We start from the raw sequence: 24,530 nt of genomic DNA, 5'->3' as shown, positions 1-24,530 counted from the left end.
TATTCAGTCTCCTAGTGGGAAACGCACGTCCTTTCATATATCCTTACATACTTACAAATTTTAGTATCTTTCTTCGAACATTTCTTGTAGGGCTTGATAGGCGTTTGAAAAACCTCGTAATTTTCTATTCGACCATTTTTCATTAAAGTCTTGTATGGTCAAATACGTGATTTTCTCTGCAGCTTCTATACTTGTAAGACTATTCATCGTCTTTAATCGTTTACGTATGTCTTTAATGGTTCTTTCGATCGCGTTTGTCGTGTATATGACACTTCGTATGCTTAGCGGATATTTCATAAACGTGAGTAGAATATCTAAATCTTTTTCCCATAATTGTACTTCTCTTGCGTATTTTTTGGACCACTTTTTCTCGAATTCATGAAATGCTTGTATCGCTGCTTCTTTTGTCGTGGCACGATAAATGAGCTTTAAATCTTCTGCCACTTCTATTTGGTCTTTCTTTCTAACTTTATTTAATGTATTTCTGACTTTGTGCACGACACATCGTTGTACATCGGCTTTTGGATAGACAGATTTAAAAGCTTCTTCTAAACCATTAAGACCATCAAACACGCCAAGTAATACTTCTTTTACTCCGTACTGATATAAATCTTGAAGAATTTCTTGCCAATGATTTAGAACTTGTGATGGAAACATTAAAAAAGGCAAACAAAAAAAGAGATGTGACTGATAAAACCATTCTACACAGTGATTAGGGTTATCAGTATACATCTCGCGAATACCACGAAGCCCTTAAACTAAATGGTATTACTCAAAGTATGTCCAGAAAAGGAAACTGTTTAGACAATGCCAGCATGGAGAACTTCTTCAGCCATTTTAAGACAGAGTGTATGTATTTAAATTCGAGAACCCAGAGGAAGTCATTCAAGCAGTAGAATTATAATCATAAAGGAATTCAAAAATATTAGGTAACCTTAGCCCAGTAACGTATCGAGCTAAAGTTGCCTAAGAAATCAATAATGATTAGATTGACTCCTTCTTCAGCTTACAGACTACTTAGTTGGTTGCCTGAAGCTTTGTCAAGTGCTTTCCTTGACAAGCTCCAGGCATACCAACTACCATTGCCAAAGCTGAAGAGGATGCTTTTTTCTACTGTCTACTTGACAGGGGTAAATCCACATTCCGAGCGTTTTTCTATAGCTGTTTGCATTATTATTTGATTATTAGTTTAATTCCTAATGACCTAATATTTACTTTTTCTCTTTACTCAAGTAACCCCACTAGTTTCTACACCGCCTTTTTAGATTAGTCAAACGTAATCTCCTTGACTTTATCCGCATCTAAACGTTTGATCACTTCGGTAATTAGTTTTACTGTGTTTTCGTAATCGTCACGGTGTAACATCGCTGCATGGGAATGGATGTAACGAGTCGCAATTGTGATAGAAAGCGCAGGTACACCGTTGGCTGTTAGATGAATAGCTCCAGAGTCCGTTCCGCCCCCAGGAAGCGAATCGAATTGATACGGAATGTTTAATTCATCGGCAACGCTTGTGACAAAGTCGCGTAACCCTTTATGAGAGACCATCGACGCATCATATAAAATAATTTGCGGACCTTTCCCCATTTTTCCTAATGCTTCTTTTTCTGTTACGCCAGGCGTATCTCCTGCAATACCGACATCTACACCAAACGCTATGTCTGGTTCAATCATGTGTGCAGATGTTTTGGCACCACGAAGTCCGACTTCTTCCTGAGCGGTACCGACACCGTAAACGATATTCGGATGTTTTTCGTCTTTTAAGTTTTTCAACACATCAATCGCAATGGCACAACCGATGCGGTTATCCCATGCTTTGGCTAACAGCATTTTCTCATTGTTCATGACCGTAAATTCAAAGTACGGAACAACCATATCCCCCGGTCGAACGCCCCATTCCATCGCTTCATCGCGGCTAGAAGCTCCGATATCGATGAACATATCTTTAATTTCAACCGGCTTTTTGCGTGCTTCAGGCGGAAGAATGTGAGGTGGTTTTGAACCGATGACACCAGTAACGTCACCCTTTTTCGTCACAATCGTCACGCGTTGGGCAAGCATGACTTGTGACCACCAACCACCTACTGGTTGAAATCGTAAAAAACCTTTGTCATCGATATGCGTAACCATAAAACCAACTTCGTCTAAGTGGCCTGCCACCATAATTTTCGGTCCGTTTTCATCACCAACTTTCTTAGCAATTAAGCTTCCTAAACCATCCGTGGTAACTTCATCGGCAAATGGCTCTATGTACTTTTTCATCACATCTCTGACTTCTTTTTCATTACCCGGAATCCCTTTTGCATCGGTTAAGTCTTTGAGCATCGTTAACGTCTCATCTAATTTCACCATTATTTAGCCTCCCTAATTATTCTGCAGTCTCATTATACAAAATCAGGTGAAAATTCACAATTTTAATACCCTTGTTGTTGGCGTTGAAAATTTACTTTATTTTTTGCCACATAAGCCTTATAAATTCCTTCCGGTGTAAATCCATAGATTTTTCCTAGAGCCAAGTATTCGCTTAACAAATGCTCGTATACCGACAAACACTTTTCTTTTCGGAATTGATGGATTGCCTCATATACTCGAAGGAATTGTTCCACCGGTTCCACTGCTTCTTTAAAAGATGGGACATCCTTCATCGTACGATGAAAACCAACTTCTATTCCTAAAGACAAAATAAAATGAAGTCCATCCACATATTCTTCTAAAATGACCTCTTGTGGAGACGGGCCTTTTGTACTCCAAAATTTAAAACATCTAGTTTCATTCGCTAATTCACTTACTTCAACGAGTAGAGCTAACACTTTTTGATCAAACAAGTCTTTTTCTACCAGTTGATGACCTTCTTCTATATAGCGGTCAAGTTCTTGTTGCATTGTAAATAATTCCGAAACATTCATTCATTGTCTCCTCCTTCAAAAAAAATTATAGCAAATGAATGAAACTTTTTTTGATTTGATTCGTAAAGTAAATAAAAACTAAGGACCATGCACTTTTTCGGAGGTTTTTAACATGGCACTATTCCTTCGATTATTACCTTTCCTACTTTTTATAGCAATCCTTTATCTTTTGTACCGTGGCATCAAATTTATTACCCATCCGATGCGAAAATTAGAGCTAGCTTACGAACAAAAGAAGTTTTATTTTTACGATGACCCAAATAATGTTCGGAAAAATTTTCACATCACTTATAAAGGGGCGTTATTTGAAGGGGAAAAATATTTAGGAACAACTGAACACGCCTTTGACGTCGTTTCCATCTTTGTTTTTCCGAAAAAAGTGGACGACTTAAAAGGATTGACCTATGAGGATTTTGTATTTCTTGAAAGAGAAATTCAACGGTCGTATCCGAATGCAAAAATAGATTGGAAAAGCCCTGTGAAAGAGCTCCTCCAAAAACATCGGTCATAACAAAACGCTAGGAGTGTTCCTAGCGTTTTTCTCATTTTTTCTTTAACTATTCCTTTACACCATTAGGAAGACGATGATTCAAGAAATTCTTTTAATGTCCAGACACGTACTTTTTCTCTTAAAGCGATAAATAAAACGAAGAAGGAAATGAATAGTAATGCCATCATAGTTAGGGAAAATTGGCGGATATATTGACCAAAAACGGTATAAAACACAGCGAGCGGAATATTGGCGAGAAACGAGGACATCACGAAGGAATGGAAATCTTTTTTTCGTTCATATAAACAGCCGTTTAGTAAGTGATAATGAATAAAAGGAATTAGACGCAACACCGCTACTTGCCCGACCGTTAATTGTGCGTGACGCCCGAACCATTTTTCTTTCATGCGAAACAGGCGATTGACGGTTGTTGGCATATGTCGTACAACCAAATAAAAAATGATTGACACAATCGTTAATCCTATCAATGAAAAGAGCGTTCCAAATAAGCTACCAAAAAGAATTCCTCCAGCCATACAAACAAGAGCCACCGGAATAAAAAGAAATTGCCGCAATAGATGGACTAAAATAAATACAATTGGTGCGAGCCAACCGGAAGACTGCACGATGGAAAGAAAGAACAGCAACTGATCACTCCATTGGCCGTCGATGGCGATCACGCCCTTTCTCGGATGTTCTTCGTGCTGGGCACGTTATTACAACATATACAATCGTCCGAGCTGTTATGACAAAACAAAAAGCGTAAAAAGGATTCCTTCTACAACGGAAAGGATTGGAAGTCCGTATCGAAACGTTGCATGTTTCGTTTTATGTCGAAATAAATACATACCAACTGTAGCACCAATCGCTCCACCTAAAAAAGCGACTAACCATAACTTTTTTTCTTGCACTCGCCACTTCTGATGGCGCGCTTTCCACTTATCCCAGCCCATTAGTAAAAACCCTATACTATTTATAAAAATTAGATACATTAGAATCCAATCGTTCATGATAGGTCCTCCTAAGGAATTCCACTGCTATAGCGTTAATTTTAAACGAGTAAGTCAATTAAAAATTCGGTCAATTTCCCTCCGATTCATAAGATATAAAAAAGGGACTAACGATGTGTTAGCCCCGAGTCGCATCAATTATTTTTGAAGTTGTGCTTTGGCAACGTTTGCTAATTCAGCAAATGCTTTTTCGTTGTTTACAGCTAAATCAGCAAGCATTTTGCGGTTAACTTCGATACCAGCTAGTTTAAGACCGTGCATAAAACGGCTGTAAGAAAGTCCGTTCATACGAGCAGCTGCATTGATACGTGCAATCCAAAGCTTACGGAAGTCGCGTTTTTTCTGACGACGGTCACGGTAAGCGTACATTAAAGATTTCATTACTTGCTGGTTAGCAACTTTATATAATGTATGTTTAGAACCGAAATAACCTTTCGCTAATTTTAAAACTTTTTTACGACGTCTGCGAGTAACTGTACCGCCTTTTACACGTGGCATAATAATTCCCTCCTAAAATATATGAATCTCGAATTACTTAATGTTGTCTAACATATGACGGATACGTTTGAAGTCACCTTTAGAAACAAGAGTTCCTTTACGAAGCTTACGTTTTTGTTTTTGAGTTTTGTTTGCAAAAAGGTGGCTAGTGTAAGCGTGAGAACGCTTTAATTTTCCAGTACCTGTCTTTTTGAAACGCTTGGCAGAGCCACGGTGAGTTTTCATTTTTGGCATGTGGTATTCCTCCTCAAAACATTACTTTTCATTTTTTGGTGCTAAAACTAAGAACATGCTACGTCCATCCATTTTTGGTTTGGACTCTATTGTTCCGATATCTTCACAAGCTTCAGCGAAACGGTCTAGTACGCGTTGACCGATTTCTTTGTGTGTAATCGCACGCCCTTTAAAGCGAATCGTCGCTTTCACTTTATCTCCTTTTTGAAGGAACTTACGAGCGTTACGTAACTTCGTATTGAAGTCATGCTCTTCAATCGTTGGGCTTAAGCGTACTTCTTTGACGTTAATCACTTTTTGCTTTTTGCGAGCTTCTTTTTCTTTCTTCTGTTGTTCGAAACGGTACTTACCATAGTCCATAATCCGAGCAACAGGAGGTTTGGCATTAGGAGCTACTAGAACAAGGTCTAGGTTAACTCTAGCTGCAATCTCTAATGCTTCGTTACGTGACTTAATTCCTAATTGCTCACCATTTTGATCGATGAGTCGAACTTCGCGGGCACGAATACCCTCGTTGACGATCATATCTTTGCTAATAATTAGCCACCTCCACGTTTTTTCCGAATACACGGTTTGGGTCAAGTATTGTTTTCCGCTTCCTTTGCCACATAAAAGCTAATTCAACAAAAAAATGCGGGTACAACACACCCGCATTTCATTGATGACATACTTCCTACTTCAATGGAATTACATCAAAAACCTGCCAACAGCTTTTATGCGTCAATCAGGTGAGAAGCGGGGTGCTTCTTCTTTTCCACAAACTTGTATTCAATTTGACCTTCTAAAATATATCATAAACTAAAGGAGTTGTCAACAGAGCTATTTTTTATACAACAAAATAGATAATACCATAGTATAGAACGGTTGGCAATATCCTATTAAAAATTTTTATAACCAATTTGTACAAGCGAAAAGAGGTGCAAATTATCACCATATCAGTACAAGAGTACGGTAGGATAGTGCCCTTTTTTCAAGAAAAAGGCCTTCCTACCGCCATTTATTCGATCGAAACCACTAATTTAGTTAATTTCCCCTTATTTCTTCGCCTCTTCTTTAATCGAAGCTAAGAATTGTTCGAAAGGAACCGTTTCGGATTTTTGTTCACCGTATTTGCGGACATTTACCGCTTTTTCTTGAATTTCGTTGTCACCTACAACGAGCATGTACGGAATTTTTTGAATTTGTGCTTCGCGAATTTTGTAACCAATTTTTTCGTCACGAGCATCTAAATTCGCACGAATTCCTTCTTTTTGAAGCGCTTCTTGTACTTGTTTGGCATAGTCATAATGCACTTCAGGTGAAACCGGAATGACTTGTACTTGAATTGGTGCTAACCAAGTTGGGAACGCTCCTTTATATTCTTCGATTAAGAAGGCGACGAAACGTTCCATTGTAGACACAACACCGCGGTGAATAACGACTGGACGATGCGGCTTACCGTCTTCACCGATGTAAGTCAAATCAAATCGTTCCGGTAGCAAGAAGTCTAATTGAACAGTTGATAACGTTTCATCTTTTCCAAGAGCTGTACGAACTTGAACGTCTAATTTCGGTCCGTAGAACGCTGCTTCGCCTTCCGCTTCGTAATACTCTAATCCAAGTTCGTCCATCGCTTCTTTTAACATACCTTGCGCTTTGTTCCACATTTCATCGTCATCATAATATTTTTCTTTATCTTCTGGGTCACGATACGATAATCGGAACGAATATTCGCTTAAGTTAAAATCTTTATACACTTCGATAATGAGTTGAACCACTCGTTTAAATTCCTCTTTAATTTGGTCAGGACGGACGAAAATGTGAGCATCGTTTAATGTCATGCCTCGAACACGTTGGAGACCCGTTAATGCCCCAGACATTTCGTAACGGTGCATCGTACCAAGTTCAGCAATACGAATTGGTAGCTCTCGGTAACTATGAATGCCGTTTTTATAAATCATCATATGATGCGGACAGTTCATTGGACGTAACACAAGTTCTTCATTGTCCATTTCCATTACCGGGAACATATTTTCTTTGTAGTGATCCCAGTGACCGCTTGTTTTGTATAATTCGACACTACCTAGAACTGGAGTATATACGTGTTGATAACCAAGACTTTCTTCTTTATCGACAATATAACGTTCAATGATACGTCGAATCGTAGCTCCTTTCGGAAGCCATAGCGGTAATCCTTGTCCTACTTTTTGCGAGTTCATAAATAAGTTAAGCTCTTTACCTAGTTTACGGTGATCGCGTTCTTTTGCTTCCTCCAACATTTTTAAGTGGTTTTCTAAATCATCTTTTTTGAAAAATGCGGTCCCGTAAATACGTTGAAGCATTTTGTTGTTTGCATCTCCACGCCAGTACGCTCCCGCAATGCTTAACAACTTAAACTCTTTAATTTTGCCTGTGGATGGAACGTGAACGCCGCGGCATAAATCGAAAAATTCACCTTGTTCATAAATGGAGACCGTTTCGCCTTCAGGAATGGCTTCAAGAAGCTCCAATTTATACTCATCACCAATTTCCTCGTAAAGTTTTTTCGCCTCTTCGCGAGTGACTTCTTTACGAACGATTTCTAGATTTTCTTTCACAATTTTCTTCATTTCTTTTTCGATTTTCGGTAAATCATCTGGTGTTAGCGATTCTTCTAAATCGACATCGTAGTAAAAGCCACCTTCAATAACGGGTCCGACACCAAGCTTCACGTTTTTGTATAAACGCTTAATGGCTTGAGCCATTAAATGAGCTGTACTATGGCGTAAAATTTCTAACGCTTCTTCACGATCAGGTGTAATAATTTCGAGTGAACCGTCCTCCATAATCGGTGTACGGAGATCTAGTAAGCGACCGTTCACTTTTCCGGCAATCGCTTTTTTCTTTAACCCTGGGCTAATGGATGCTGCAATTTCTTCCGTTGTTGTCCCTTTTGGAAACTCCTTCACTGCGCCATCAGGGAATGTAATTTGAATCATTTCTGACATCAGTTTCTCACTCCTTTTTTTGATTATTAAAAAATAAAAAACTCGCCCCTCTACAAACGAGGGACGAGTTATAGTTACACCCGTGGTTCCACCCTTCTTTACACATTGCTCCCCATAAAGCAACATGCCTCCAGTTCTGATAACGGCAGCACCCGTCAACTATTACTAGCTGAAGAGTAGATGTCAGCGTTCACAGTTGAAGTTCAGAGGTGGTAAGTATTCATGCCGTGTTAGGAAGCTTGCAGCCGAGGCTTCCCTCTCTGGAAACCGCCAATGAATACCCTTGTCCTCATCATAACCTCTAGCGTATGGAATATTTATGTACGTTATTATAGATGGTTAAGATAAGAAAATCAAGGGGACAGAACGTTTAATTTCCAGAGACATTCATGCGATTCGTGGCGTATTGTTCCCAAAATTCGTCTTTCTTTAAAATACAGACCCTTTCTTCGAAAATGTTTTGGATTGTTCGTATTAAGCCGTCTTCTTGGTCATCGGTATATACGTATATACGTAGGGGGGCCATTGATAAAAGGGGTGCAATCGTGGCCGAGTCGATATATATGGGATGATTCGTTAATAGCCTCCGATCGACGCAATCATGAATTTCTTTTTTGGACAGCAATTGATAATTTTCATCGTAAAAGAGCCAATGTTGCTCATTGTACAAATGAATCACTCTCATCCGGGGTTCTCGGTCCACTAAGTAATCTCTCAACATTTGAATAAACATTTGATATTCTTGTTCCATTTTGTATTCATCAATGGCCACTTCCACATATTCTATAAGTCGATTGTAATATTTTTTCAGTCGAAACTTCACAAAGGAAGAAAAAACAACCGGTTCTTGTTGTTGAAACAGTGTCGAAATGGCATCCATTAAAAGTTTTGTTTCATCGACCCGCTCGATTAAGCTCGTTAATTCTTCTCGTTCGTCCATCCACATAGAAAACACAATATCCATAATATGTCGGATTTCTTCTTCCTCTTTAAAATAAAAACAATTAGTGATAATTTCTTTGATCCATTCTTTTCGTTTCTGCTCAACAAGAAATTGATAGATAGCCAGCTCCACTTTCTTTTGCTGATATTTATGAAAAGAAATGCTTAAGACATATGTTCGCTTTTGTTGAAATAACGTTTCGTGAATCGTAGTGGGAATATGCTCCCTTTCCATATATGTTTGAAGCTGCAAAGCATCTTGATATCGAGAAAAAACCATCTCTACCAACCTTCGGCTCCCCCCTTCTACAAAATCCCTGCTTTATATATATGGACAATAGGGAGAAAATAGAAGTGAAAAGCCAACAGAAAAGTATTTTATAAAAAATTCAATAGGTTTTCTAAAAAAGGAGATAAAATGAACAATCTGTGCTGAATGTAAATTTCATTGTTTTTTTACACATTTCGCTGTAGGCGGACGCTTTACGCGGGCAAGGTGCAAGCCGCCGTGTGAATAACTTGCTAAAAATCAATAATGACATATAACATAGCCTTTTACTAAAAAATCTCCAGTTATCTCTGGGGGTGTGTCCACTTTCCTCAAGAGTTTGTTCACTTTTTTCTGAATTTTTCCACTTATCCCCGAAATAAGTGAGCAAAAAATAATGAACCGAATCGGCTTACATAAAGCGACGATTCGGTCCTTCTAACTGGATCGGCTGAGCTAAATATTTAATTCGTTCCATAATACGGGCCGCTTTTATACGCTCCTCTTCCCCTCTTTGAGAATAAGTTAAATGGTGCTCTAAATCGTCAAAATTAAAATTAGAAGAGAAGAACGTTGGGAGATGATCGAGCATTCGGTATTGGAGAATAGTTCCTAAAATATCATCTCTTACCCAACTAGACATCGATTCAGCCCCAATATCATCTAACATTAATACTGGTGCTTTCTTGATTGCATCTAATTTGTCATTTAACGACATATCATTTAACGATTGTTTCATTTCACGGAAAAACTCAGGGACGTAAACGATGACCGAAGCAATTTGCTTTTCCGCTAAACGATTGGCAATCGCTCCTAACAAATATGACTTCCCAACACCGAAGCGTCCCCAAATATACAGTCCTTTCATCTTTTTACCCGGTTCGAACTGATCGCAAAATTCTTTCGCCATCTTGACGGCTTTTAAGCGGGAAACGCCTTCTAAATCAATTTCTTCAAAGGAAGCCTCTAAAATGTCTTTGGGAACATAAATGCTCCGGATTAATTTTTCTGTCTTTTTTCGTTCATCGTACACTACTTTTTGTGGACAGCGTTGATACTGTAATTCAATCGTTCGCCCATTAAAGATCAGTTCAGGTTGATAGCCTTTCATCATGTTCACACACGACTCTAAGCTCTCGCACCGGCGACATTCTTTCGTTTGTGAGATATATTCGTACAACTTCACCAAACTTTTTTCCAGAATGCTGGATGTTAGATCGTTTTCATATTTTTCTACAAAATCAATGATATCTGGATGTTGCAGAATTTCTTGTTTAAGGGATTGGTAGCGTTGTTGAAAGTTTTCGTTTTTCGCCAATTTTTGTAGGGTTTCGTTAATTCGCTCCAAGGTTACACCCCCTAATTTTTTGGACGCCGCAACTCTTCTTCTAGTTTACGCTTTTCTGCTTCGTAATCAAAGTCATCAAGTTCCGGTTCTGACGAGGTTTGGGTATTCCTATTTTTTTCTTCTACAAACCAGTCCGGTAGCTTTTCCGTTCGGACTGGTTTTCGTTTCGTTGAATGATTTTTCTTCCCTTCCGCCCAATCTAAATATTGTCGATGCTCTTTTTTGGCTAATTCCATCGCTTCCCGAACCGTTCGAATATTTTTTCGCGCCCAATGGGACGCTATTTTTTCGACATACCCTTTCGTGAGTTTCATATCCGTTTTCAGCATCACATAATGAATTAATACGTTGACAACGCCAGGAAGTAATTTTTGTTGAAACATGACATCCTCAATAATTTTTAATTCGGACTTTGCTGGTGTGGCACCACCTGATATGTCAATTAACAATTGTCGAGGAGAGGTTGTTTCTAAATAAGAAATAAGCTGTTCCTCCTCCGTGTTCGGTGTAGCTTCTGTTCGATGCTCAACCGGTTGTATGCGGTCAACTAGTTCCGGTAGCTGGTTTTCGTGATGCAATTGATACCAATCTCGGGCGGCTTTTCGAAGCGCTTCAATATCAATCGTTTGATCAACATTCACCGAACTTAAGACGATGTTTTTCATGTCAATCGCATTGATTTGATATAAATAAGATAGCTTAATAATTGCCTCTTTCACACGTGAAGTGATGGAACGGCGTGGAACCATCGCCTCGGTTAGTCCAGCCAACAGTAAATCAAAATCAAAGTGACGGTCATCTAATGCAGGAGAGGTTCCTTTTTTACGCTCAAAAAAAATAGTCCCTTGTTCCGCTTGACTGGATGTTAATGCTTCTTCATCAACTTTGCTCATTTTTTCGGACGTATACACATCTTGAAAGGAACGGGTAATATCGGCGTACTCTCGTTGTGGAAGATCTTCTGCTAAAAACAGTGATTTGACCTTCATAAAATGGTTTCGCCCAATTTTTTGATACAAATAGACGTTAAGCATTCCGTCTGAGAAAAATCGTTCAGGATCTAATGGTGGCTGCAACTCATAAATAAAAAACCTTTGTTCTTCTGTTTCTTTGACAAACGTTTTTAACAAACCAATTCCTTCTAACTTTAACCGGGCTTCATAGATTTCCTTTAAGCTTACATTCATCATATTCATGAGATGGTAATGAGTCCATTCGCGTCCCCACATTGTATGGACTTGTACATCGCTCCAAAGGGTTGTGTATAAACTTAAGCAAATCGGTCCAATGAGCGGTTGATATAAATACGTAATCACTTTTTGGTCGTATTCCGTTAAAATACCGTTCACTTTTACTCGATACACATCGACAGGCTGAACTTCATTCCAATGATGAGATAATGACATTTGCTTTCAACCTTTCTTACGAAAAATAAGACAGTCGAAAAAAAGAGCTAAGAGTTCGCCTCTAGCTCTTAATTAGATTGCTCCTTTTTTATTAATTCTTTCAGTTCATCTAAAAAGACGTTAATGTCTTTAAACTGCCGATAAACAGAAGCAAAACGAACGTAAGCAACTTCATCAACTTTGGATAAACGGTCCATCACGAGCTCTCCGATCACTTCACTTTTTACCTCGGTAACCCCTTGATTCCGAAGCCCTTTTTCAATATCTAACGTAATTTCTTCTAATTGTTGAAGTGCTACCGGCCGTTTTTCACACGCTTTAATTAAACCACGTAAAATTTTTTCCCGACTAAACTCTTCGCGCGTACCTTCTTTTTTTACGACAATTAATGGTAATTCCTCCACTCGTTCGAAGGTGGTAAATCGATACCCGCATTCTTCACATTCACGTCGCCGCCGTATCGATTTCCCTTCATCAACAGGGCGTGAATCCACCACACGGGTTCCATTATGTTGACAAGAAGGACATTTCATACCATCAGCTCCGATTCAATCTTATAATTTCATCTTATAAAAAACGACGTAAAATCACAAGTTTAACTTCCTGTAATCGAGTAGGAGAGGGCGACTAGGGCTTTGTCTTGTGTTGCAAACTCACCCAGTGATACCTAGCCTTATATGAAGTTCGTATTCCTCAGGCCGGAAGTTTGCCGCCCGCTTCCTTCAGATTAAGCGTCGCCACGGACACCTTTGCGTTAAGCTAACTGCTACTTCTGCCTTCACAGTTCGGGACTTTCACTTTATAGATTACACCCATGCCGGGCGCACAACAAAAAAAAGAGGCGTATTGCTACACCTCTTTTCCATTATAATGCTTTTACTTTCGATTCTTTTGCTTGAATTGGACCCATTCCACGAGGAATTTCGATTGTTTCACGTGTTTGGGCTCCAAGTGCTTCTGCGATATAGTCAGCAGCAATATTTGGATCTAAATCGCCGCAAGTGTACACGTCAATACTTGCATATCCATGCTCTGGGAAACTGTGAATAGTTAAATGTGATTCTGAAATGATGACAACACCACTAACACCTTGTGGAGCAAACTTATGGAATGCTACTTCGCGAATTTCCGCACCAGATTTTAGAGCAGCATCAACGAAGATTTTTTCAATTTGTTCCATATCGTTTAATTTGTCAAAATCACAACCCCAAAGTTCAGAAATTATGTGACGACCCATTGTTTCCATCGATCGCTTCCCCCTTTGATCTAATATTTTTTAATCAAAGATTTCAAATTGATTGCCTGTAACATAACTACCACGGGGGAAAGTTAGTCCGAAGAGGTCCTAACCCTTTAAGTAGTTATTTCCCAATTACAAACAGTTAAGAAGTTCACGAGTCATAGTATACTTTGTTTAATTTTTTTTTGCAATAATTGATTTTAAATTTTTTCTAGAAATTTTCTTCGAATTGAAATCAGTAAAAAAAATCAATAACACTTCATTTTTCTCGGTTCGTTATCTTAGACTTTGTCATCTTGCATCGTTTAAGAAAAAAAAAGCTAATTATTTGAGCTTACCAAATAATTAGCCTACTAACATATATATAATCAGGAACACAGAATATCGAAAGAAATAAGCTATTAGGGAAAAGATCATCTAACCTGTGAATATAAATTATCCTACATGAACAACAGTTTTCATTTGTTCAGCCACATAGTTCGCTAAATCCACGACACGACAAGAATAACCCCATTCGTTGTCGTACCATGCCAATACTTTCACTTTTCGACCTTCCATAACCATCGTAGATAGTCCATCGATAATCGCTGAATGTGGATTTGTATTAAAATCGATGGAAACAAGTGGTTCGGTCGTAAATTGTAAAATTCCTTTTAATTTACTATCAGCAGCTTGAATAAATGCTTCATTTACTTCCTCTACCGTTACATCACGTTTTAAATCGACAACTAAGTCCACAAGGGACACATTTGGAGTTGGGACTCGTAACGCCATACCATGTAGTTTGCCTTCTAATTGAGGTAAAACTTTTGATAAAGCTTTAGCTGCTCCAGTTGTTGTCGGAATAATGGATTGAGCACATGCACGCGCACGACGTAAATCTTTGTGTGGATTGTCAATGTTTTTCTGATCATTTGTATAAGCATGAACAGTGGTCATTAAACCATTCTCAATGCCAAATTGCTCATCCAATACTTTCGCTACAGGAGCTAGACAGTTAGTCGTACAAGATGCATTCGAAATAATATCGTGTTTGGTCACGTCTAATACGTCTTCATTTACTCCCATCACAATGGTTACATCTTCATTTTTTCCAGGTGCCGTTAAAATCACTTTTTTAGCTCCTGCTTGTAAATGATAGACCGCTTTGTCACGGGAATTAAATTTTCCTGTCGCCTCAATGACAATATCAATATCAAGCTCTTTCCATGGTAATTCACGTGGGTCACGATGATTGAGCAATTTCACTTTATGACCATTTACAATTAAGGCGTTTTCATCTGCTTGAACGTCTGCCTCAAACTTACCATGATTTGTGTCATACTTAATTAAATGGGCTAACGTTTCTGCTGGATAGCTGGCATTGACAGCTACAATTTCTAAATTCCCGTCTAAAATCGCTTTACGAAAAACCATTCTTCCAATACGACCAAAGCCGTTAATTGCAATTCTTGCCTTCATTTTCGGCTTCCCCCTATATTAACGTTATACTTTTTAGGTATTCCAGTCGTAATTAGTATAACATATTTTCAAAAATGTGTAATGATTAATTTGCTTATTTATTATTTTTTTATTATTCTGAATTTTAAGTTGAAAGACATTTTTTCCTTGTACGCAATAAAAAACCTGGCTTATGCCAGGTTTTACAGAAATATCATGGTATTAACTTCCATCCTGCAATGATTTGGTCTAATTGCCGTTCTGTTTCAATTAATGATCCATCATTATAAATGACGGCATCGGCCCATTCCGCCTTTTGTTTTAATGGTAATTGGGCTGAAATACGAGCTTTCGCTTCTTCTTCCGTGAAGTTGTTTCGTTTCATCAATCTTCGTAGCTGCACATCTGGAGAAACATAGACAACGATCGTTTTTTCGACCATATGAGTAAGTTTACTTTCAAACAATAAAGGAATATCAAATATTACGGTCTGTTTGCCTTCTCGAATTGCCTCTTCCTTTAACTCTAGCATTCGCTTTCGAACAGCTGGATGGACGATTCGATTTAACTTCTCCCGTTCAGTAGGATCCGAAAAAACAATTTCCCCTAATTTTTGACGGTTTATCGTTTGATCTTCAAGTAAAATGTCTTTTCCAAATGTATTAACGATTTCTCTATACGCTGGTTCCCCTATTTGAACCACTTCCCGTGCAGTGATGTCTGCATCAATAATCGTAAATCCTCGACTTCGTAACATATTGGACACCGTGCTTTTTCCACTTGCGATACCACCTGTTAAACCAATTACCAAAACCATTACTCCATCCTTCCTTAAAACATATCTACATTTTAATAAGACCTAGAAAAATTAATAAAAGACCTGGTAAAAAAGATAGTTTCTTCATCCACGCGATTTCAGATACCGTACGACCTATCGAGAGGCCCGTTAAAACAAATAATGTGCTCATACAACTCACATAAATCGCCAGCCATAAGGGGGAAAAACCTAACATGGCGGCACCTACGCCTGCTCCAAAAGCGTCGAGGGACAAAGCGAGTCCTAGTAGAAATGCTTCTAAGCCCGTAATCGTTCCGGATTGGTCAATATCAGCAGATAACGGTTTTTTTAAAATGTGAATCACTAAGCCAAGGGAGGCAATTTCAAAATTCAATAATATACGCTCTTTTTCCTCTTTATCGTTGTTCGGATGAACCAATTGATACAGTACCCAAAGTCCAAGAAAAACAAGAATTAATCCGCCAACTCGATCAGCTATTTCTGACGAAAAAAACGCACCAATCATTTTCCCTACAAACATACCCGTTAAAAGTGAGCCTACGGAGCAAAGGGCAATGATTAATACAGATTTTAGGGGTATTTTCATGTTTCTCATGCCGTACGTTAGGCCAACGTTAAAGCTATCTAGGCTCACGGCAAATGCCAACATGATCAGTGAAACGATTGGTGTCATCGAAAAAGCCCCTTCCTATGAAATGTCAATATAAAGTATATGGAAGGAGCTTTGACCACGTTCAAACTTTTTATCGTTGACAAAACGTACAAATATGAGTACCCCGTCCCCCTACTTTTATTTTTTCGATCGGTCGGCCACACTTTTGACAATGCTCTCCGACTCGTCCGTATGCTAACAATCGTGTTTGAAACGTACCGATTTTTCCTTGGGTATTCTTATACGTCCGAATGGTTGTTCCCCCAAGCTTAACGGCTTCCTGCAACGTTTGTTGAATGGATTGATGCAATGTGATGATTTCTTCCTCCGATAACGTATTAGCCGCCCGCTCAGGATGAATGGATGATCGGTATAACACTTCATCTACATAAATATTCCCTAAACCCGCTATTTTTTGTTGATCTAAAAGAACCACTTTTATTTTCCGCCTTGTCGATAAGCAAATGGAACGAATTTGTTGAAAGGTAAAATCATCGGAGAGTGGTTCCACACCTAATCGGTTTAACGGTGGATTTTTCCATTCGTCACCTTTACGATACAAGTGCATCGTTCCAAATTTACGAACATCGTGATATCTCAATTCCGTTCCATCAGTAAAATGAAAGACGACATGCATATGTTTCTCAAGCGGTGAGTCGGAAGGAAGAAGTCGATATTTTCCTTCCATCCGTAAATGGGAGACAAGTGCCCAACGATTCGTGTAAATGATTAAAAACTTCCCACGCCGGCCAACTTGTTCGATTCGTTCATTTTGTAAGGAACGCTGGAATTGTTCTACGGTTGGATATTTGATTATATTTGGCCAATAAACGGATACGTGACGAATGATTCGACCAATCGCTAAATCAGCTAATGTTTTTCTGACAGTTTCGACCTCAGGCAGTTCTGGCAAGTTCATTCACCTTCCATAGGGTGATGGTTATTTCGCATCGTACCATGTATCCCCGTACGCATAATCTACTTTTAATGGAACGCGTAACTCAATGGCGTTTTCCATCACTTCAGGGACGATTTTTTTAAGGGTTTCTATTTCTTCTTTCGGTGCTTCAAAAATGAGTTCATCATGTACTTGAAGCAACATCCGAGCTTGTAAGCCATGCTCTTTTAAAGCAGCATCCATCTCAACCATCGCTTTTTTAATGATATCAGCGGCACTTCCTTGAATCGGCGTATTCATGGCCGTCCGTTCTGCAAAGCTCCGCACATTAAAATTACGACTTGTAATCTCAGGGATATACCGACGGCGATGTAGTAAAGTGGATACATACCCTTTTTGTTTTGCTTCTTGAACGATGTCCTCCATATATGCTTTTACTCCTGGGTAACTTTCGAAATAACGCTTAATAAATTCTCCTGCTTCTTTTCTTGTAATACCTAAGTTTTGAGACAATCCGTAATCACTAATTCCATACACGATGCCAAAGTTCACCGCTTTTGCTTGACGACGCATATTAGAAGTCACTTCTTCTTGAGACACATGGAACACATCCATCGCAGTTTTCGTATGAATGTCCATATCTTGCTTAAATGCGTCGATCAGTTTTTCGTCTCCAGCAATATGGGCAAGAACCCGTAATTCAATTTGGGAATAATCAGCAGCGAAAATCACCCATCCTTCCTCAGATGGGACAAACGCCTGACGAATTTTTCGGCCTTCTTCCAATCGAATCGGAATGTTTTGTAGGTTAGGGTCCGTTGAACTGAGTCGGCCGGTTTGTGTGAGCGCTTGATTAAAGCGGGTATGCACTTTATTTGTATCTGGATGAACTACTTTCAATAGCCCTTCAATATACGTTGATTGCAGCTTCCCTAATTGGCGATAATGTAAAATTTCTTGAATAATTTCATGCTCTGGAGCAAGCTTTTCTAAGACATCCGCAGAAGTGGAATACCCTGTTTTCGTCTTTTTGATTACAGGGAGACCGAGTTTTTCAAACAAAATGACTCCAAGCTGTTTCGGAGAATTAATGTTAAATGTTTCGCCAGCTAGTTCATAAATACGTTCTTCGATGGCCGATAATTGTTGTTTTAATTCTTCTCCCATTTGATGAAGTCGTTCCACATCCACTTGAACACCTCTTGATTCCATATCTGCTAAAATTAGCGATAACGGCATCTCTAAATCATAAAATAGCTCGAATTGTTCATTTTCCCGTAATTGTTCGAGCGCCTTCTCTTTTTCTTGGGCAATAGCTACCGCTTTGCGAACAATGTGTTCTGCATATACCTCTAAATCAGGAAGTTGGCGTTTGGCCCCTTTTCCATAAACGGCTTCATCACATTGGACAAGTTGCCCAGAAACAACGGCAGCTACTTCTTCGGAAGAATGGGCTGGATTAATTAAATAAGCCGCTAGCAATAGGTCAAATTCAATTCCGTCAAGCTCTACCCCATTTCTCCGTAGAGCTACTTTTGTTCGTTTCGCATCAAACACCCATTTTTTCTGGTTGGGATTTTCCACCCAATGTTTAAACACATCCGATTGAAACGCTACATCTGGGGAGATGAAGAAATTCCCTTTTTCGTTTGCTATTCCAATCCCTACAATTTCTTCTGTGTGATAATTTTCCCCTAGCATTTCTACATACAGAGCGTTTTCATTGGCAAACATTTCTTCCGACACTTCTTGTACGATTTCCCAGTTTACTGTTTCTAATTGACTGGTAGACCCCTGATCCGTTACCGTATTCATTTTTTCTAGCAAAGATTGAAAACCAAGCTCTTTATATAGGGAAATTAATTGGCTTTCATTCGCTCCCCGATATTCTAAATCACCTAAAGATATGTTTACAGGCGCTTTGCGTGTAATTGTTGCTAGTTTTTTACTCATTAATGCCATATCTTTATTTGCTGCTAATTTTTCTTTTAACTTTTTCCCGTTTACTTCATCCAATGATTCGAAAATATTTTCGATCGAATGAAACTGATGCAATAATTTTAAGGCTGTTTTTTCGCCAACCCCTGGTACACCTGGAATATTGTCTGACGAATCTCCCATTAACCCCTTCATATCAATGATTTGTTCTGGGGAGATACCGTATTTTTCTTGTATATGAGCAGGTGTATACTTTTCTAAATCCGTAATCCCTTTTTTCGTAATGGAAACGGTTGTGTAATCAGATGCAAGTTGTGTTAAGTCTTTATCACCAGAAATAACGATAACTTCAAATCCTTCTTTTTCTGCCTGTAAAGAAAGAGTTCCAATGATGTCATCTGCTTCGTAATTTTCCAGTTCATACCGTGGAATACCGTATGCATCTAACAATTCACGAATAAAAGGGAATTGCTCGGATAATTCAGGAGGTGTCTTTTGACGGCCGCCTTTATATTCTTTATACGTTTCATGCCGGAACGTTGTTTTTCCTGCATCAAACGCGACTAACATATGGGTTGGTTGTTCTTCCTCAATAATTTTTCTTAACATCATGGAAAACCCATAAACGGCATTTGTATGTACACCTTTATCGTTATTTAATAATGGCAAGGCAAAAAAAGCCCGGTATGCAATACTATTTCCATCAATTAATACAATTTTCTTTTTCATACCCTACTCCTTCCTACCATCGTAGGTTTTCTTGCGTATAAAAACCTCTCCATTTTTTCCTTTATTTTATCATGTTTGATTCAGAATGAAAAAAACAGAGAGGTATGGAGTTTCCTTATTTTAATTGGACTAGCTTATAAAGATCGTTTATTCGTTATTCAAAATAACCGGATAATATTTTCGCATATGGTGAATCGGATGGAATGATTATTACGGTATCTTCATTAATGGTACGTTTATACGTTTGTAATGTCCGGTACAACGAATAAAACTCTGGATCTTTGGAAAATGATTCGTTATAAATTTTTGCAGCCTGCGCTTCTCCTTCCGCCCGAATCACTTCTGCGTCAGCTTCAGCTTTCGAAATAATTTCTTTTACTTCACGATCCGTTTGAGCGGTAATTCGATTCTTTTCTGCGTCCCCTTTAGATAAATACTCCTGAGCTTTTGATTCCCGTTCAGAAATCATTCGCGTATAAACGGAATTTTCGTTTTCTTCCGGTAAATCCGTACGTTTCATTCGGACGTCAACAACGACAATCCCGTATTCGTCTTTGGCTAATAGTTCATTGACTTTCGCTGTGACACGGTCATTTAAACTACCGCGGGACGATTTTTCATCATTGATAATTTCATCGTAGTTCAGTTGCCCTAATTCAGCACGAACAACAGAATAAATAAATTCTTCCATTCTTGATTCCGCATTGGTTAATGTTCGAGCATTTGTAATCATTTTTTTCGGGTCGATAATTTTCCATACTGCATAATTATCAACAAGCATTCGCTTTTTATCTTTTGTATTAATTTCTGCTTCTGATACATCGTACATGAGCTGATATTTAGGGAGTGTGCTAACGCTTTGAATAAATGGAATTTTATAGTTTAATCCTGGTTCTTTCACGATTCGAACGACTTCCCCAAATTGACGAACGACTTTGTACTCTCCTTCTTTAACGATAAACACATTAGAAATCACAAGAAGGAACAACGCAAGAAGGACTAATAAGAAAATACCAAAGCGAGAATATTTTCGCCATTCAAAACCCGTTCTTTGTCTTTCATTCATATTAATTACATTTTGATCACTCATTCGAATCACTTCCTTCCACTTTCGGAGGTTCTTGCTTCTCTAACGGTCGAATGGGGAAATATTTAAGCGTACTTCCATCGTCATTCATAATATAAATTTCAGCATTTGGTAGCACTTGCTCCAACGTTTCTAATACTAATCGTTCACGCGTAATGTTTGGATTGTTTTTATATTCTTCATACAGCTTATTAAAGACCGCAACATCCCCACGGGCACGTTCAATTCGAGCTGCTTTATCCCCTTCTGCTTTAGAGATAATGGCGTCTTTTTCTCCTAATGCTTCATTTAATTGTTTGTTGCGATATTTTTTCGCTTCATTAATCTTTGTGTTCATCGTCTCACGTGCATCGGTAACAGCTGTAAATGCCCGACGAACTTCATCATTCGGTAGTTCAACGTCTTGCAATTTCACGGCTAAAACGGAAATCCCAATATCATATTTGTCAATTAACGATGTTAATAATTCTCGCACTTCTGCTTCAATTTCCGCTTTTCCTGATGTTAAGGCATCATCAATTTTTGAACTGCCGATAATGCTCCGTAGCGCGGCAGAAGTCGCATCATGTAAAATTTCTTCTGGGTCTTCGGCATTAAATAAATAGTTTTTCGGATTCGTAATTTTCCATTGCACAACAAGGTCAGCTAGAACGATATTTTCATCACCCGTAATCATTTTTGTTTCTTCTGGAAAATCCCTAATTTTCCCATTTTCTTCTTCATAGCCAAACTGAAGGCTAAACGTTTCTTTTGATAGTTTTTCGACTGTTTGAATAGGCCATGGTAGTTTAAAATGAAGTCCCGGTTCTTGTATCGTCTGGTCTGCTTTACCAAACGTTAAAATGACCGCTTGCTCTGACTCATCGACGGTATACCAAGTAGTAAGGACAACAGCAAAAATAATGAGTGCAGAAATAAATAATCCCGTCATCAAATAAAGTTTCCTTAAATTCATACATCTCTTCCTTTCATGATGGATGTTTTACTTTATATACGAATAATTTGTGACAAAAGTTCCATAAAAATAGAAAAAGAGAAGGTGAGAACGGGGTCAGTTCTCACCTTCTCTTTTTCGGCTCCTTGGATGAAGGGGTTTTCGTAAACAATTGTAGCAACGGTATATTAATTCCAATTAAAAGGAATGTAAAGAGACTGTAAATAATCATCCTTTTTGAGAAAGTTTTTTTCGTAAAACAATCGAAAATGTCGTTCCTACCCCTAATTGACTTGTTACCATTATTTTTCCCTTATGAGCTTCTACTAAATGTTTTACGATTGCCAAACCAAGCCCAGTCCCTCCAGAATTGCGACTTCGATCTTTACTTACACGGTAGAAACGTTCAAAAATTCTCGGAATTTCTTCCTCCGCAATTCCAATACCTGTATCTTTAACGTTGACGGTAACTGTTGATTCATTTTCATGAATAGAGACTTTCACTATTCCCCCAGAAGGAGTATAGTTGATTCCATTGCTAATAATGTTCATAAACACTTGTTTTAATCTTGCGTTATCCCCTTCAATAACTGGAGCCCCGTTTTCTTCATACAACAGTTGGATTTGCTTTTCCTTTGCTTTTCCTTCTAGAACGGCCACTACTTCTTTTAATAGTTTATCTAAATGGACCTGTTCGATAGACAACGTAAATCCTTGCCGTTCAATTTTCGATAAATCAAGTAAATCATGAATTAAGTTTTGTAAACGATCGCTTTCTTTTAAAATAATCGTTAAAAATTGTTTTAACGTTTCAGGGTCATGCATCGCTCCATCTAACAATGTTTCTGTAAACCCTTTGATAGAGGTGACCGGTGTTTTTAATTCATGGGAAACGTTAGCAACAAAGTCTTTGCGCATTTGTTCCAACTTTTTCAGCTCGGTAATATCATGGAAAACAAGGACAATTCCTTTCCACTCATCGTTTGTCCCAATAATCGGAGCGCCATAAACTTCAAAGTGCTTTCGTTCAATTTTTAATGGGAGGAGAATTTGGCGACGAATCCCCTTTTCTGTCATAAACACTTCTTCGATTAATTTTTTTATTTCTTCTTGCTCAATGACCTCATGGTATCGTTTAAATAAAAATTTCGATGGCTGTACTTGAAAAATTTCTTTATACGCCCGGTTGATTAAGCTGACGTAGCCTCGAGCATCAATTAAAATAAGGGCGCTTCCCATGTTTTCAATTAAGGTAGTCAGCCGATCTTTTTGCATAGAATGGGCTTTTACCATATCCTGAAGATTACGTGCCAATATATTAATGGATGTGCTTAACATCCCTGTTTCATCTACATGGTCTTCATACGTCCGGGCCCGGTAATTCCCTTTTGCAAGTTCAATAGCGACTTTCGTAGCCGACTCAATAGGCTTTGTATAGCGATCGGTAATTTTAGCACCAAGCAGAATAATGACCACTAAAGCAATGCCGAGAGTGACGGCTAACAAAATCCAAATTTGCCGATTCACTTTTTCTAATACATTTATTTGAGTGCTAACGACCGTATACGCTTCTCGTTCTTGTGCATCGTCTTTAATGGACTGCCAATAATATTGAATATCGCCATTCAGCGATTCATAACCTTTTTCTTTCGATACTTTGCCTATTTTCGTTATCATTGCCTGATGGCCAGGTACCGTTTCTTTTTTAGAACCACTATCAAATATAACCGTCCCATCTATCCGAATGATGGTTAAACGTAAATCCATCAGGTCACTAAAGCGATGCAGTTGTTCTTCATTGAGTTCATCGATTCCACCGCTTTTTTCGATGAAATGCGTAATCCATTCGGTCTCTTTCTTCATTCGTTCATTAAATCCGTGTAAATAATAGTTTTGAAACAATTGACCAAGGAGTAACCCGAGACCAATAAAAACAGTAAAAATTAATGTAATAAGTGCAAATAATAATCTCGTTTTAAAGCGGGTCATGAACGTTTTGGCTCCTCAAACTTATACCCTAAGCCCCGAATGGTTTTAATATACGTTGGTTTTTTCGTATTTTGTTCAATTTTTTCGCGCAAATGACTGATGTGGACGTCAACGATTCGCGTATCACCGGCAAAATCATAATTCCAAACAGAGCTTAACAACTGATCTCGAGTCATGACGCGACCTTTATTTTTCATTAAGTAATGGAGTAGTTCGAACTCTTTCGGAGTCAGTTCCAACAAACGATCTTGAAAATATGCTTCATACTGTTCAGGAAACACTTTGACGTCTCCAACTTGAATAAAATCTTTTGGTTCAGCAGACAGAGAAGATTTGACTTCATGCTGCGTCCGGCGTAAAATTGCCTTTACTCGAGCGACGACTTCCCGAGGGGAAAACGGCTTGGTCATGTAATCGTCTGCCCCTAATTCAAGCCCTAATACTTTATCAAATTCATCATCTTTTGCCGTTAACATTAAAATCGGCGTAGATATTTTTAGTTGTCGTAATTGTTTACATACTTCCATGCCATCTAATTTGGGCATCATTAAATCTAAAATAATAAAATCTGGCTTTTCAGATATAGCTTTTTCTTTCCCTTCTTCTCCGTCAGAGGCGGTTATTACATCAAAGCCTGCTTGTTTTAAATTGTACTCAAGAAGTGTACTGATTGATTGTTCATCATCAACAACTAGTACTTTTATACTCATAAGCTCCTCCAAAAATTTTATTCCCCTTCATATAAGCAAGCCGTTC

At 38.5% G+C, this 24,530-nt stretch carries 23 protein-coding genes, 1 pseudogene and 1 other annotated feature; of the genes and pseudogenes, 1 reads left to right on the top strand and 23 read right to left on the bottom strand.

Features of this window, described 5'->3' with window-relative positions:
- Positions 1-60: 60 nt before the first annotated feature.
- The 3 genes and pseudogenes from ABES52_RS09580 to ABES52_RS09570 all read right to left on the bottom strand — a co-directional run.
- A pseudogene (locus tag ABES52_RS09580) lies at positions 61-630 on the bottom strand (IS256 family transposase); the annotation flags it as partial.
- Positions 631-1,266: 636 nt separating this feature from the next.
- Positions 1,267-2,352: a M42 family metallopeptidase gene (locus ABES52_RS09575; protein WP_429650932.1), complete on the bottom strand. Its 1,086-nt coding sequence runs from the start codon at positions 2,350-2,352 to the stop codon at positions 1,267-1,269.
- Positions 2,353-2,414: 62 nt separating this feature from the next.
- Complete coding sequence (locus ABES52_RS09570) at positions 2,415-2,906, bottom strand: dUTP diphosphatase (RefSeq protein ID WP_429650931.1); 492 nt, start codon at positions 2,904-2,906, stop codon at positions 2,415-2,417.
- Between the two features lie 112 nt (positions 2,907-3,018).
- Here ABES52_RS09570 and ABES52_RS09565 point away from each other — a divergent pair, with 112 nt between their 5' ends.
- Positions 3,019-3,417, top strand: coding sequence for a sigma-w pathway protein ysdB (locus ABES52_RS09565; protein ID WP_429650930.1), 399 nt, complete (start codon positions 3,019-3,021; stop codon positions 3,415-3,417).
- Between the two features lie 62 nt (positions 3,418-3,479).
- Here the strand turns inward: ABES52_RS09565 and ABES52_RS09560 are convergent, their stop codons facing one another.
- The 20 genes from ABES52_RS09560 to ABES52_RS09465 all read right to left on the bottom strand — a co-directional run bounded on the left by ABES52_RS09560 (position 3,480) and on the right by ABES52_RS09465 (position 24,484).
- Positions 3,480-4,076, bottom strand: a complete 597-nt coding sequence (locus tag ABES52_RS09560; RefSeq protein WP_429650929.1) for a TVP38/TMEM64 family protein — start codon at positions 4,074-4,076, stop codon at positions 3,480-3,482.
- 63 nt (positions 4,077-4,139) lie between these two features.
- Positions 4,140-4,406 carry a DUF1294 domain-containing protein gene (locus ABES52_RS09555; protein WP_429650928.1) on the bottom strand — a complete coding sequence of 89 codons (267 nt, stop codon included), beginning with the start codon at positions 4,404-4,406 and terminating at the stop codon, positions 4,140-4,142.
- A gap of 138 nt (positions 4,407-4,544) precedes the next feature.
- Positions 4,545-4,904, bottom strand: a complete 360-nt coding sequence (rplT, locus tag ABES52_RS09550; RefSeq protein WP_429650927.1) for a 50S ribosomal protein L20 — start codon at positions 4,902-4,904, stop codon at positions 4,545-4,547.
- A gap of 33 nt (positions 4,905-4,937) precedes the next feature.
- Positions 4,938-5,138 carry a 50S ribosomal protein L35 gene (gene rpmI / locus ABES52_RS09545; RefSeq protein ID WP_429650926.1) on the bottom strand — a complete coding sequence of 67 codons (201 nt, stop codon included), beginning with the start codon at positions 5,136-5,138 and terminating at the stop codon, positions 4,938-4,940.
- 21 nt (positions 5,139-5,159) lie between these two features.
- On the bottom strand, positions 5,160-5,663 hold the full coding sequence (gene infC, locus ABES52_RS09540; RefSeq protein WP_429650937.1) for a translation initiation factor IF-3: 504 nt from the start codon (positions 5,661-5,663) through the stop codon (positions 5,160-5,162).
- Between the two features lie 94 nt (positions 5,664-5,757).
- Positions 5,758-5,896: a sequence feature (ribosomal protein L20 leader region), on the bottom strand.
- A 276-nt stretch (positions 5,897-6,172) separates the two neighbouring features.
- The gene (gene thrS / locus ABES52_RS09535) at positions 6,173-8,104 is read right to left on the bottom strand and encodes a threonine--tRNA ligase (RefSeq protein WP_429650925.1); all 1,932 of its coding nucleotides are present in this window, start codon (positions 8,102-8,104) and stop codon (positions 6,173-6,175) included.
- A 370-nt stretch (positions 8,105-8,474) separates the two neighbouring features.
- The gene (gene ytxC / locus ABES52_RS09530) at positions 8,475-9,326 is read right to left on the bottom strand and encodes a putative sporulation protein YtxC (RefSeq protein ID WP_429650936.1); all 852 of its coding nucleotides are present in this window, start codon (positions 9,324-9,326) and stop codon (positions 8,475-8,477) included.
- 400 nt (positions 9,327-9,726) lie between these two features.
- Positions 9,727-10,662, bottom strand: a complete 936-nt coding sequence (gene dnaI, locus ABES52_RS09525) for a primosomal protein DnaI (protein WP_429650924.1) — start codon at positions 10,660-10,662, stop codon at positions 9,727-9,729.
- Between the two features lie 11 nt (positions 10,663-10,673).
- Positions 10,674-12,068 (bottom strand): replication initiation and membrane attachment family protein, encoded by a 1,395-nt coding sequence (locus ABES52_RS09520; protein ID WP_429650923.1) that lies wholly within the window; start codon positions 12,066-12,068, stop codon positions 10,674-10,676.
- Positions 12,069-12,136: 68 nt separating this feature from the next.
- Positions 12,137-12,601, bottom strand: a complete 465-nt coding sequence (gene nrdR, locus ABES52_RS09515) for a transcriptional regulator NrdR (protein WP_429650922.1) — start codon at positions 12,599-12,601, stop codon at positions 12,137-12,139.
- A gap of 332 nt (positions 12,602-12,933) precedes the next feature.
- The gene (speD, locus tag ABES52_RS09510) at positions 12,934-13,314 is read right to left on the bottom strand and encodes an adenosylmethionine decarboxylase (protein ID WP_429650921.1); all 381 of its coding nucleotides are present in this window, start codon (positions 13,312-13,314) and stop codon (positions 12,934-12,936) included.
- Positions 13,315-13,743: 429 nt separating this feature from the next.
- Positions 13,744-14,769: a glyceraldehyde-3-phosphate dehydrogenase gene (locus tag ABES52_RS09505; RefSeq protein ID WP_429650920.1), complete on the bottom strand. Its 1,026-nt coding sequence runs from the start codon at positions 14,767-14,769 to the stop codon at positions 13,744-13,746.
- Between the two features lie 193 nt (positions 14,770-14,962).
- The gene (coaE, locus tag ABES52_RS09500; RefSeq protein ID WP_429650919.1) at positions 14,963-15,565 is read right to left on the bottom strand and encodes a dephospho-CoA kinase; all 603 of its coding nucleotides are present in this window, start codon (positions 15,563-15,565) and stop codon (positions 14,963-14,965) included.
- Between the two features lie 25 nt (positions 15,566-15,590).
- Complete coding sequence (gene ytaF, locus ABES52_RS09495; RefSeq protein ID WP_429650918.1) at positions 15,591-16,220, bottom strand: sporulation membrane protein YtaF; 630 nt, start codon at positions 16,218-16,220, stop codon at positions 15,591-15,593.
- A 70-nt stretch (positions 16,221-16,290) separates the two neighbouring features.
- The gene (mutM, locus tag ABES52_RS09490) at positions 16,291-17,112 is read right to left on the bottom strand and encodes a DNA-formamidopyrimidine glycosylase (protein WP_429650935.1); all 822 of its coding nucleotides are present in this window, start codon (positions 17,110-17,112) and stop codon (positions 16,291-16,293) included.
- 27 nt (positions 17,113-17,139) lie between these two features.
- Positions 17,140-19,764 carry a DNA polymerase I gene (gene polA / locus ABES52_RS09485; protein ID WP_429650917.1) on the bottom strand — a complete coding sequence of 875 codons (2,625 nt, stop codon included), beginning with the start codon at positions 19,762-19,764 and terminating at the stop codon, positions 17,140-17,142.
- Between the two features lie 154 nt (positions 19,765-19,918).
- A complete protein-coding gene (gene hflC, locus ABES52_RS09480) occupies positions 19,919-20,854 on the bottom strand; it encodes a protease modulator HflC (RefSeq protein WP_429650916.1) in 936 nt (311 codons plus the stop codon).
- Positions 20,847-21,782 carry an FtsH protease activity modulator HflK gene (gene hflK, locus ABES52_RS09475; protein WP_429650934.1) on the bottom strand — a complete coding sequence of 312 codons (936 nt, stop codon included), beginning with the start codon at positions 21,780-21,782 and terminating at the stop codon, positions 20,847-20,849. Before hflK ends, hflC begins: the two co-directional genes overlap by 8 nt.
- Positions 21,783-22,013: 231 nt before the next feature.
- Positions 22,014-23,774, bottom strand: a complete 1,761-nt coding sequence (gene pnpS, locus ABES52_RS09470; RefSeq protein WP_429650915.1) for a two-component system histidine kinase PnpS — start codon at positions 23,772-23,774, stop codon at positions 22,014-22,016.
- Positions 23,771-24,484 (bottom strand): response regulator transcription factor, encoded by a 714-nt coding sequence (locus ABES52_RS09465; RefSeq protein WP_429650914.1) that lies wholly within the window; start codon positions 24,482-24,484, stop codon positions 23,771-23,773. Before ABES52_RS09465 ends, pnpS begins: the two co-directional genes overlap by 4 nt.
- Positions 24,485-24,530 lie beyond the last annotated feature (46 nt).

It is taken from the genome of Aeribacillus pallidus (genome assembly GCF_050478865.1).
Taxonomy (GTDB): Bacteria; Bacillota; Bacilli; order Bacillales; family JACDOC01; genus JACDOC01.
Note: the sequence above shows the minus strand (reverse complement) of the source record. Positions and strands in the feature narration are given on the sequence as shown.

What these genes read in the sequence shown, in the direction of transcription:
- ABES52_RS09575 (WP_429650932.1), bottom strand. Translation starts at nt 2,352, where the DNA reads ATGGTGAAATTAGATGAGACGTTAACGATGCTCAAAGACTTAACCGAT.
- ABES52_RS09570 (WP_429650931.1), bottom strand. Translation starts at nt 2,906, where the DNA reads ATGAATGTTTCGGAATTATTTACAATGCAACAAGAACTTGACCGCTAT.
- ABES52_RS09565 (WP_429650930.1), top strand. Translation starts at nt 3,019, where the DNA reads ATGGCACTATTCCTTCGATTATTACCTTTCCTACTTTTTATAGCAATC.
- ABES52_RS09555 (WP_429650928.1), bottom strand. Translation starts at nt 4,406, where the DNA reads ATGAACGATTGGATTCTAATGTATCTAATTTTTATAAATAGTATAGGG.
- rplT (WP_429650927.1), bottom strand. Translation starts at nt 4,904, where the DNA reads ATGCCACGTGTAAAAGGCGGTACAGTTACTCGCAGACGTCGTAAAAAA.
- rpmI (WP_429650926.1), bottom strand. Translation starts at nt 5,138, where the DNA reads ATGCCAAAAATGAAAACTCACCGTGGCTCTGCCAAGCGTTTCAAAAAG.
- infC (WP_429650937.1), bottom strand. Translation starts at nt 5,663, where the DNA reads ATGATCGTCAACGAGGGTATTCGTGCCCGCGAAGTTCGACTCATCGAT.
- thrS (WP_429650925.1), bottom strand. Translation starts at nt 8,104, where the DNA reads ATGTCAGAAATGATTCAAATTACATTCCCTGATGGCGCAGTGAAGGAG.
- ytxC (WP_429650936.1), bottom strand. Translation starts at nt 9,326, where the DNA reads ATGGTTTTTTCTCGATATCAAGATGCTTTGCAGCTTCAAACATATATG.
- ABES52_RS09520 (WP_429650923.1), bottom strand. Translation starts at nt 12,068, where the DNA reads ATGTCATTATCTCATCATTGGAATGAAGTTCAGCCTGTCGATGTGTAT.
- nrdR (WP_429650922.1), bottom strand. Translation starts at nt 12,601, where the DNA reads ATGAAATGTCCTTCTTGTCAACATAATGGAACCCGTGTGGTGGATTCA.
- speD (WP_429650921.1), bottom strand. Translation starts at nt 13,314, where the DNA reads ATGGAAACAATGGGTCGTCACATAATTTCTGAACTTTGGGGTTGTGAT.
- ABES52_RS09505 (WP_429650920.1), bottom strand. Translation starts at nt 14,769, where the DNA reads ATGAAGGCAAGAATTGCAATTAACGGCTTTGGTCGTATTGGAAGAATG.
- coaE (WP_429650919.1), bottom strand. Translation starts at nt 15,565, where the DNA reads ATGGTTTTGGTAATTGGTTTAACAGGTGGTATCGCAAGTGGAAAAAGC.
- ytaF (WP_429650918.1), bottom strand. Translation starts at nt 16,220, where the DNA reads ATGACACCAATCGTTTCACTGATCATGTTGGCATTTGCCGTGAGCCTA.
- polA (WP_429650917.1), bottom strand. Translation starts at nt 19,764, where the DNA reads ATGAAAAAGAAAATTGTATTAATTGATGGAAATAGTATTGCATACCGG.
- hflC (WP_429650916.1), bottom strand. Translation starts at nt 20,854, where the DNA reads ATGAGTGATCAAAATGTAATTAATATGAATGAAAGACAAAGAACGGGT.
- hflK (WP_429650934.1), bottom strand. Translation starts at nt 21,782, where the DNA reads ATGACGGGATTATTTATTTCTGCACTCATTATTTTTGCTGTTGTCCTT.
- pnpS (WP_429650915.1), bottom strand. Translation starts at nt 23,774, where the DNA reads ATGACCCGCTTTAAAACGAGATTATTATTTGCACTTATTACATTAATT.
- ABES52_RS09465 (WP_429650914.1), bottom strand. Translation starts at nt 24,484, where the DNA reads ATGAGTATAAAAGTACTAGTTGTTGATGATGAACAATCAATCAGTACA.